The sequence below is a fragment of the uncultured Marinobacter sp. genome (genome assembly GCF_963974375.1).
Lineage (GTDB): Bacteria > Pseudomonadota > Gammaproteobacteria > Pseudomonadales > Oleiphilaceae > Marinobacter.
In genome coordinates, this window is record NZ_CAXBDN010000168.1 from 1 (window position 1) to 9,461 (window position 9,461).

General features: G+C 55.2%; 8 protein-coding genes. 2 read left to right on the top strand and 6 right to left on the bottom strand.

From position 1 onward, the window contains the following. Positions 1-184: 184 nt before the first annotated feature. Complete coding sequence (locus AAC035_RS13965; RefSeq protein ID WP_339805186.1) at positions 185-1,654, top strand: Ig-like domain-containing protein; 1,470 nt, start codon at positions 185-187, stop codon at positions 1,652-1,654. Positions 1,655-1,826: 172 nt separating this feature from the next. On the opposite strand, the gene AAC035_RS13970 is transcribed toward AAC035_RS13965, so the two are convergent. Together AAC035_RS13970 and AAC035_RS13975 are read right to left on the bottom strand one after the other, a co-directional pair. After that, complete coding sequence (locus tag AAC035_RS13970; RefSeq protein ID WP_339805173.1) at positions 1,827-2,189, bottom strand: hypothetical protein; 363 nt, start codon at positions 2,187-2,189, stop codon at positions 1,827-1,829. 4 nt (positions 2,190-2,193) lie between these two features. After that, complete coding sequence (locus AAC035_RS13975) at positions 2,194-3,243, bottom strand: hypothetical protein (protein ID WP_339805175.1); 1,050 nt, start codon at positions 3,241-3,243, stop codon at positions 2,194-2,196. Positions 3,244-3,547: 304 nt separating this feature from the next. Here AAC035_RS13975 and AAC035_RS13980 point away from each other — a divergent pair, with 304 nt between their 5' ends. After that, positions 3,548-4,216 (top strand): hypothetical protein, encoded by a 669-nt coding sequence (locus AAC035_RS13980; protein ID WP_339805177.1) that lies wholly within the window; start codon positions 3,548-3,550, stop codon positions 4,214-4,216. 100 nt (positions 4,217-4,316) lie between these two features. On the opposite strand, the gene AAC035_RS13985 is transcribed toward AAC035_RS13980, so the two are convergent. The 4 genes from AAC035_RS13985 to AAC035_RS14000 form a co-directional block, all read right to left on the bottom strand. Further along, positions 4,317-4,931 (bottom strand): TetR/AcrR family transcriptional regulator, encoded by a 615-nt coding sequence (locus AAC035_RS13985; protein WP_339805179.1) that lies wholly within the window; start codon positions 4,929-4,931, stop codon positions 4,317-4,319. A 42-nt stretch (positions 4,932-4,973) separates the two neighbouring features. After that, positions 4,974-6,731 carry an aldehyde dehydrogenase family protein gene (locus tag AAC035_RS13990; RefSeq protein WP_339805181.1) on the bottom strand — a complete coding sequence of 586 codons (1,758 nt, stop codon included), beginning with the start codon at positions 6,729-6,731 and terminating at the stop codon, positions 4,974-4,976. Positions 6,732-6,826: 95 nt separating this feature from the next. Beyond that, positions 6,827-8,551: a GMC family oxidoreductase N-terminal domain-containing protein gene (locus AAC035_RS13995; RefSeq protein ID WP_339805183.1), complete on the bottom strand. Its 1,725-nt coding sequence runs from the start codon at positions 8,549-8,551 to the stop codon at positions 6,827-6,829. 333 nt (positions 8,552-8,884) lie between these two features. Beyond that, positions 8,885-9,461, bottom strand: a 577-nt coding sequence (locus tag AAC035_RS14000) for a methyl-accepting chemotaxis protein (RefSeq protein ID WP_339805184.1), incomplete at its 5' end; no start/stop codon positions are given.

Sequence of the window (9,461 nt, forward strand, 5' to 3'; positions counted from 1 at the left end):
AGGGTGGGTCAATTTTATTGGCCAAAGGTGGGTCAAAATAGATGGCCATTGACACGCAAGTGTCACGTCGTCAGGATCGCTGACTACGCAGCTACCAGGGACCGCTACTGTAATTGCTGAACTTGGGGGTGAAAGTGCCTCCCTGGCAATTGAAATCACGAACGCGATACTTGAATCAATTGCTATCGTAGTCGGGGACGGTTCGGTAGCCGCCGGCCAATCCAGCAATGTTTCTTTACGCGGCACGTTTTCTAACGGAACTCAGCAGATTATTGAGGCAGACAGTTGGAATACTTCGGACCAAACCGTTCTGACCATCGATCAGAATGGTTTGGTCACCGGTGTTGGGGTAGGCACCACGACAATAGCCGCAAATTTACAAAACTTGAATTCATCTGTTGATTATGAGGTTACCGCAGCACTTTTGGAGGAAATTAATATTTCCTTCCCCAGCTCCGGAGGCAATTCACTGGCGGCGGGCCTGCAATCCACAGCAAAGGCTCAAGGCACCTTCTCGGATGGAACTCAGACCGACTTGACCGGCCAGGTAATATGGGAAAGCAGTGATATCGATGTTGCCACCATCTCTGCTACCGGAACAGTTACGGCCCAAGCGCCTGGAGAGGTGGATATCACAGCAGCATACCAAGGAACCCTTGGTTTCATAGCTCTGACCGTCACAGATGCACTTTTGCAAAGTGTCAGTATCAATTCCGATCAGCTGGTGGGTGGCCAGATTTTCGGTGCAAAAGGCTTGATTCAACCCGTCGCCCTGCTTGGGGAATTCAGTAACGGCGAAATCTCCATTCTGGCGGCAGATGAAGTCTCATGGTCTATCGCTGACACTTCAGTTGCATCCATTAATGGTAATAGCGAAGTGCAGTTTCTCTCCATTGGCACAACCACTCTTACGGGGCAGTCGCAGGGATTTAGCGCGTCTGTCCAGCTAAATACTACTGCGTCAGAGCCTGTTGGAATCGACATAACAGGAGTAGACAGCTCTATTGCAGCTGGTAAAGGCGGAATGCTAACAGCAAATGTGAGATATTCCGATTCAACCTCTGCAGAAGTTACTGATTCTGTCACCTGGTCCTCCTCTGATCCTACCATTGCAATAGTTGTGGATGGGGGAGCCAATAGCGGTAAGCTTACAGCTGCGGGAGAGGGGTTTGTAACCGTTTCGGCCCAATACACCCTTGACGGCATATCGGTGACTGGCACGCTCGAACTTCAGGTAGTACCGAGCAATCTTCGGATCGAGCAATTTAGTGACGGTTTCTTTGACTCAGGCTATTCGGCCTGCGGAAGCGTAGGCAGCAGTGGTGGAACTGGGTGCTTTATTTCAAGTACAAGTACAGTTCAAAAAGTGCCAGCTCCAACATGGTTCACCCTCGGCAAATTCCGTATCTTCGCCGAAGGGCGCGACTGGGTCGTCGATGATGTTTCTATAACTCAGTTCGGATCAACCACAACTCGGGTTTTGGGGCTAGAAAACGGACAAACTATTGCCTCGGGTTCGTCGGTTGTTGTTGAAGCTCAAATTCAGTCAACTAATGGTACTCAGGAAGTGGAAACCTTCAGTATCGACGTTATTAGCAATAATGGTAACCGTACCAATGCAATCACTGGTTTTTATACCATAACTACTAACTGATCCAAGATTTTCGTTACATGAAGAGGCAGGGTTTTCATGACCTTGCCTCTTTTAAGTAAGATTTTCCAAAATAATTCTTACCACCACTAACCCAATCTCGAAACCCATCACGTAATTCTGGAAGCAACATAAAAGCCGGGTAGCGCCGGGAAGATGTTTATCCCGGCTTCGCTTATTCCACAAGACCGAGAGGGGCCATAGCTAGACCCATGCCAGTAAATCCGATCAAAGTTGAAAGAAAAACCCAAGCGAGCACTCTGTCGTAAGTCTTAGCATATTTGTTAACCAACTTCGGGTTTACCTTGCCCGGTTCTTCATCATGCTCATTAAACATGAATTTCGGAATCGTCAAAGCACCAACATACAAAATAATCCGGAAGCCCGCACCATCCCAATCACATGGACGTGGTAGTCCATCTGCCATGATTCGCTTTTCAATGCGCCCCATCGATACTCGTCCGAAAACAGGCCAGGAAAGAGTCGCAATACCTAATAGGGTCACAAAAATAATGTAGAAAATTATTTCAAATTCCATATGGTCACCTAAAACGATCCCATAGGGTTCCAATGGCAGATTTCGCCCCGGAATCCAGACTTGTTGCTACCCCATAACCAACAATAGCAGCGGCGCCTATGACTAGACACCAGCCCACAGGAGTCGCCATCAGCGTTATCTTCGCTGCAACCAATCCGGCTTTAGCAACACCGCCCACTAACAGGCCCGAGCCTGCCGCGGCAGCAAATCCTGCACTTTGGACAGCGGCCTCCCGATGCCAATCGCCCCCAATTCGCCGTTCATTCCTGACGGTACTAATGCGAATGCCTGCATCGAGCACAAGAACTCCGGGGCCAACGTAGCGCACTGCATTCGCCAGCTTACCCATAGTGCTTTGTCGATAACCATCCGCAACGTATATGCCCTGCCCACTGCCGCGTTCGGCAAGGGTGATGGCGCGCTGAGGGTTGCTCAGGGCATTGCCCTTGTTGCGGGGATTGCCGTTGCGGTTCAGGCCCCGGTTTGCTTCGGGCACAAGTTTGTTCAGTTCGTACTGGAAACGCTGGTTCAGCAGTTCGTAGGCAGCGATGGCCTCACGGCGCAGGGCGGATCTTTGTGCTGAAGCACCCCGGCCCACGCGGGTCAGGTTGTTCAGGCGTTCCAAAATATTCTGGTAATGCTGCAGGGCCTGCACGAAACCGGTGTTGCGGGCGGTCATCACTGCAGCGGCAGAACCGGCGAACGTATTGGAATGGGAGGCAGCAGAAAGTCTGCCATTCGAACGCTGGTATTCCGCGAGATCCGCCTGGAAATGCTCATTAAACGCCGCCAGAACATGGGTTTCGTTGCCATAGTCATCAATAATGCAGGACAGATTCTCTCTGGCCCTCGCTGGCAGGGAGTTGATCGGGCATACGATGGAGCGTTCGTGGGGCGACACCAGATATTTTGAGGTGCAATAGGCCCGACCGGGCAGCAGCATGTCGTTGCGGACTTCGGGATTGTTGCTGAGGAAACAGGAAATTGCGTTTTCGTCGTTACCGCACAGGGCACTGACAGACAGAGGTCTGCGGGGGATCATTACGTCAGGCATTCTGGCTCCTTGCCATTATCGTCCGATGATAAATTCCGTTGGTGCTTTCCAAGGTAGAAATTATATCCCGGGTTTTTTCTGGGTGGCAACCAATTAACAGGCCTCGCACCTTTGACTAAGAACCATCCGACGCGTAGTTGGCAGCAGGCGGTAATCTGATATATAAAAAAGGAGATCTGAGCGTGGTATCAAGCACTGTGCGTTCGTTTCTAGCAAGGCACTTTCGCGGCTGTCCAAGTAAGGCTTGGGAAGGACAGAGTCCCGCCCGTCTGAGGTGATTTTCTCCAATACAAGGAGGTTCATCATGCGAACTAAGCTAATTTCAATATCCATTGTACTACTCATGACAGTCTCAACTGCGTGGGGACAAAGCTCAGAGACGTATCGCTATCTGATAAACGCCACGAACGAAATGAGCAAAGCTGTAGGGCAGTCGGCAGCTCCAGAAATCGATTCTTTGTTGCGTGTAACGGCTCAAGCTTGCAACGCGTTAACTACGCTGCTCAAAGACCCACAGTTCCATCAAGATCTTTCCCGGTTAAATGACCAAGTGCCAGCCTCAATTGAGGAACGAGAGCAACTCCGGCGTGAGCTCTATCTTTTTGTTTCCTCTTTTCTGCACATCGAAGAACGCGCCCTTCGATATGCCGGTGTTGAGGAACGAACTGCCAAAGAGATTCTCTGGGTAGCGAGCACCTTCCGCGATGCAATTGTTGCGGACGTCACGCCAGACCAACTTCTCGGTTCCATCTCGGATTTGCAGGAAGAAATCTGTCAGGGGACTGAGATCTTGCAGAGTGAAAAAGACCGCGACAGGCGATGGTCAATAGTAAAAAAATGGTCGATCAGGATTGGTGGTGTCACTTTGATTGCAGTAGACGTAAGTAGTGCGGCTTTTTCGGGAGGGATTACAGCACCTGTCGCCGCAGGCTCTGCAGCGATTGGTGGCGTCGTAGCCAGTTGGAATGAATGACAGTGGGCCCGAACAAGGGAAGGGGCATACGCTAGCTAATTTTAACCTGTTGGCGAACCTGATTATCGAGGAAAGCCATGGGTTCCTCGATAATCAGGTTCTACTCCATACTATCCAAAACCGCATAGGCGGCAATTTTCAGCTTTTCCGGGGCCTGGGTGTCGCCTTCCAGAGCTGCCTGCAGGTGAACCCGGAACAGGCCATCCAGCAGGAAGTACATGGTTTGTCCGTTGTCGGCGGGCCGGCCGAGTTCGGTCAGAAAGCGCACCACCATGGCTACCAGGTTTTCTTCGATTTCCCGCACAACGGGCCGGAAGGCTTCCTCGAACAGGGCCTGTGAACGAATGTCATACCACAGCCGATGCTTGTTGGCGTCGTGTTCGATGGCCCAGGCGAAAGCACTGGTGACCGCCTCCTTCACTTCGTCGCTGCTGCTGTGGCCGGTCATGGCCGCATCGATGTGGCGTACAAACTCTTCCTTGTACAGGCGCACACAGTAGGAAATGAGATCGATCTTGTCGTCAAAATAGTAGGTGAGCGCTCCAACGGAGCGCCCCGACACGGTAGCTATGTCCCGCATACCCGTCCTCGCATAGCCCAGCTCGGAGAGAGCCACGATGGCATGGGAGGCGAGTTCGTTGCGGTTTTCGACCCGCTGCTCTGAGCGCTTCCGGGCATCCGCTTTTATCTTTCGTATTTTCTCAACGGTTGCCATGGTTACTCCTGGTCGAATTTCCCTGACTTTACCCCACGCCTATCAGCCCAACAAGGCATTCAGGAAGATTCGCGGAACCTTCAGAATCGAGGGCTGGTACTGGAATTCCGTCAGCAACTGACCCAGCTTGTCCTGCTTGCGGTTGGACACAAACCAGGGCGGTTTCGGCAACAGGGTAAAGCTGAGGCTCAGCAGGTTGCGGGGGAATGGCCGGAAGGGCGCATACACCACGCAACGTTCTACCTTGTCGAACATATAGGTGTTGTGAACAAAACCGATGCCACTCTGCACATCGTCCAGGGTGTGCCCGGGAAACGCACCCCAGGGGCACTGGGCCATCAGGAAGCCGAGACCGGTCCAGGCGTTGATGGCAATGGTGCCATAGTGCAGGTCGGCAATAATGGCTTCAAAGGTCTCTTCACCCATCTCCTTGATGGTCGCCGGATGGATGATGATGTTGGCACCGAGAGTGCCATGCAGCTGATCGTTGGCGTAGGCCACAGCTTTGCGCAGATAGTCCGCTGCATCCGCGCCTTCGATGCGGTAGGTACTCATGGCCGGCGCAAACACTTCATTATTGCTGAACCATGGCTTGGTCTCACCGGAGGCGGATTCCGCCGTCAGTGGCTCGACGATACAGGCGTCGGCGCCCGGTCGCTCGAACTTCAGGATGTTATCGCCCTGCTCCGAGAACCCGGCCATACGATCTTTGGCTCCCGGGTAATACAGCGGTCGGGACGGCACGCTGGCCATGGCCTTTTCTACGCTTTTCATCAGCGTGTCAGACAGGCTCCAGCTCTGCGGTAGCACCAGCATCTGGCAGGCCACGCAGTTAAAGCCGGAGTTGTGAAGTTTCTGGGTGGCAATATGCTCGGACTGGAAGGCAATGTCCGCAGCGGTCCAGGGCCCGGGCACCACGATGGTGGGGCAGACGGCACCCAACTCGCTGGTAATCCTGCGCTTGTTGACCGGCGTGCCGGCAGCCTTGTTTTTGGCGGTCTCTTCGCCGCCGCCCCAGACAATGGCGTCGTGGGAGGCGCCGGCACCGGTGATGTGCAGCTCATCAATGTCGGGGTGGTTGCACAGGTGTTTGCCTACCTCAATGCCGCCACGGACGATGCGCAGGGCACCGGCATCGATCAGCGGTTTGAAGGCATCCTTCAGGTACACATCCAGGTATTCATTCACCGGGTTCATTTTCAGGATGGCCACCTGATGCTCGGAGAACAGCTTCTGGAAGCAGTCCAGAGCAGGAATCGCGGCGATGTTGCCGGCGCCGAGAATCAGCGCTACCTTGCCCTCACGCTCTGCCGCAGGTATGTCGTAAGCGCCAGCGGTGTGGTCGGCCAGGTTGGCTTTGGTGACGCCCTTCTGCATCCATACATCAGCCCGCACGCCGGAGAGCAGCAAACGATCCCAGATGGAGTGGGGCACGATACCGGCGATCACCTGGCCGGTTACCGACTCCCGCGTCGGGATCTTGTCGAGGTAGGTTTTGCCGTCCATTTCCGAAAGGGTGGCGATAAGCTGGTTGCAGGCACCCATGACGGCGTAAGGGCCGGATATCCACTCTTCTCCAGCCAGGGGTGAACCCGCCGGAATCTGTTTCTGCCGCGCGGCTTCTTCGGCCCAGGCGGGGGCCACCTTGATCAGGCGGTCACGGATCTCCGCCAGCAGCGCGATACGCTCCGGGGGGGAGGTCTGCGCCCATTTCAGGGCGTTATTCTTCAGTTCGGCAACGGCCTGATCGAGGGGCTCCAGAGCCGAATCCCGGGCAGGGTGTACTTGTGTTGCGGTCATGGCTGTTCCTTACGCATCCAGTGATGGATGCGGGTAGCTGATCGGTTGGCTCGGTCTGGTCATGATGTTCCGAGCCGTCACGTTATCGAGTGTTCTCAGGCGTCCTCTCTGATCAGATCGGCGCATTTCTCGCCAATCACAAAGCAGACGGCATTGGTGTTGCCATTGATGATCTGGGGCATGATCGAGGCGTCTGCCACGCGCAGGCCTTTGATGCCGTGCACCCGCAGCCGCGAATCCACCACGGCCATATCACCGGACCCCATTTTGCAGGTACCCACCGGGTGATAGATGGTCTGGGTGTTCTGGCGAATGTAGTCACGAATCTGGTCATCGGTCTGCACGGCTTCACCCGGCAGGTATTCGGCGCCGCGATACTCCGCCATTGCCGGGGCGTTAAGAACATTTCTCGCGATCTTGATGCCTTCAACCATGACTTCCAGGTCGTGATTATCTTTCAGTATGGCCGGGTCAATGGCCGGCTTGGCGCGGGGATCGGCTGAAGTCAGCCTGAGGGAACCAACGCTCTTGGTACCCACAATGCCGGGCATCAAGGTAAAGCCATGGCCGGGAGGGTTACCGGCACCGTCAGCCACAAAGTAGTTGGGAGCAAAATGGAACTGCAGCTCCGGCGCTTCCGCCTCCGGATCCAGCTGCAGGAAGCCGCCCGCCTCACCGATGTTGGAGGTGAGAAGCCCCATGCCTTCAGCAAACAGTTCCGCCTGCTCGGGCGTTTCCGCGCCAATCAGGGTCACCGGCTGGGTGCACTCATAGGCAACCGGAACCATGGCGTGATCCTGCAGGTTCTGGCCCACCCCCGGCAGGTCTTTCACCACAGAGATGCCCAGGGCTTTCAGGTCGTCGCTGGCACCGATACCGGACAGCATCAGAATCTGCGGTGAGCCAATCGCACCGGCAGACAGGATGACCTCACGGCTGGCGTGGGCCTCATGGACTTCACCACCGGACTCAAACCGTACGCCCGTCGCCTGACCGTCTTCAATGATCAGGTTGTGGACCAGGGATTCACCCTGGATGGTCACATTGCTGCGCTCCAGCGCAGGGTGCAGATAGGCACCTGCAGCGGAGGCTCTCATGCCATCTTTCTGGGTGACCTGATACAGGCCAAAGCCTTCCTGACTGCCGGAGTTAAAGTCATCGTTCAGGGCATAGCCCCGCTCCCCGGCGGCTTTCACCATGGCTTTCGACAGGGGATTGGGATCGCGCTGATCGATCACGCTCAGGGGCCCGCCGACACCATGGTCAGCGCTGGCACCCCGTGAGTTGTTCTCGCCGCGGATGAAATACGGCAGCAGGTCGCTGTAACCCCAGCCCGGGTTTTCTTTTGCCCAGGCGTTGTAGCTGTTCGGGTGGCCACGCATGTAGATCATGGCGTTGATGGAGCTGGAACCGCCGTAAACCTTGCCACGGGGGATGTATACGGTGTTGCCGGCAAGTCCTTCCTGGGGCACCGAGGTGTAATCCCAGTCGAAGGCCGTTTTGAACAATTGGGGAAAGGCGACAGGAACGTGGATCGCCTGATGGCTGTCCGCCGGGCCGGCTTCGATCACCAGAATGTTCTTCGAGCTGTCCTCGGCCAGCCGCGCGGCCAGGGCACAGCCCGCTGAACCGGCACCGATGATCACGTAATCATACTGATCGGCCGCCGAGGCCCTGGCGTGCCTGGCCCCCAGCACCAGCGGTGCCGAAGCCACCACACCCAGCGCCGTCGCTGCCTGGATAAAGCCCCTGCGTGACAGTCGCCCTGATTCGAATTCCTGCTGAAGGCGTGCAGACATTTTCTTGTTTTTGTTCGTCATATTCTTCTCCGTAAACGCTTCCGGGCAGGCCCCACGTGGCAAAAGCGGCACCCGCATCAATTAAAAATGACAGATGTACATAACAACTGTTTTGTTCATCTGCATTCAACATAGCAGTGTCTTGAGGGAATACCAGAAATTGGTCAAAAAAAGGTCAGAAAAAATCAGAAATGGAGAAGTGTGAAGTATTCGGTATAGGGAAGGTCATGTTGGCAGAAAAAACCGGAAGGATATCGGGAAGGGAAAAACCGTTGGGCCGGATGGTCCTTATCCGGCTGCAGTGCCATCACACGCCACACCATTAAGCCCGCGGCAGAGATGGCCTATACACCATTACGTCCGGAACTGCCCCACCAGAGAGCGCAGGCGTTCACTCAGCTGGGCCAGTTCGTTGCTTGCCTCTGAGGTCTGGCTGACGCCGGAGCCACTGCTTTGCGCTGCCTCCACAATCCGCACAACATTCTTGTTGATTTCCTCGGCCACCGAGCTTTGCTCTTCAGCGGCTGCGGCAATCTGGGTGACCTGCTCGTGAATGGCACTCACAGACGTCACGATCGTACGCAGGGAGCCTGCGGCATGCTCGGTCCGGTCTACGGTTTCGCTGGTACGTTTGGAGGAGGTCTCCATGTTATCCACGGCGCGTTTGGTTTCAGACACGAACCCTTCGATCATTGTGCGGATCTGGTCAGCCGACTCGGCGCTACGACGGGCCAGCTGGCGCACCTCGTCAGCCACTACCGCAAAGCCACGGCCGTGTTCGCCGGCACGGGCGGCCTCAATGGCGGCGTTGAGGGCCAGCAGGTTGGTCTGATCAGTCACCTCATGGATAACGTCCAGTACCTTCTCGATCTCACCGGTCTTGGCGGCCAGGGCCTTGATGTTCCTGGTGCTGCTGTCGATATCACCTGCC

Excerpts from the sequence above, each read along its gene's own strand:
- AAC035_RS13970 (WP_339805173.1), bottom strand. The coding sequence starts at position 2,189 with ATGGAATTTGAAATAATTTTCTACATTATTTTTGTGACCCTATTAGGT.
- AAC035_RS13975 (WP_339805175.1), bottom strand. The coding sequence starts at position 3,243 with ATGCCTGACGTAATGATCCCCCGCAGACCTCTGTCTGTCAGTGCCCTG.
- AAC035_RS13980 (WP_339805177.1), top strand. The coding sequence starts at position 3,548 with ATGCGAACTAAGCTAATTTCAATATCCATTGTACTACTCATGACAGTC.
- AAC035_RS13985 (WP_339805179.1), bottom strand. The coding sequence starts at position 4,931 with ATGGCAACCGTTGAGAAAATACGAAAGATAAAAGCGGATGCCCGGAAG.
- AAC035_RS13990 (WP_339805181.1), bottom strand. The coding sequence starts at position 6,731 with ATGACCGCAACACAAGTACACCCTGCCCGGGATTCGGCTCTGGAGCCC.
- AAC035_RS13995 (WP_339805183.1), bottom strand. The coding sequence starts at position 8,551 with ATGACGAACAAAAACAAGAAAATGTCTGCACGCCTTCAGCAGGAATTC.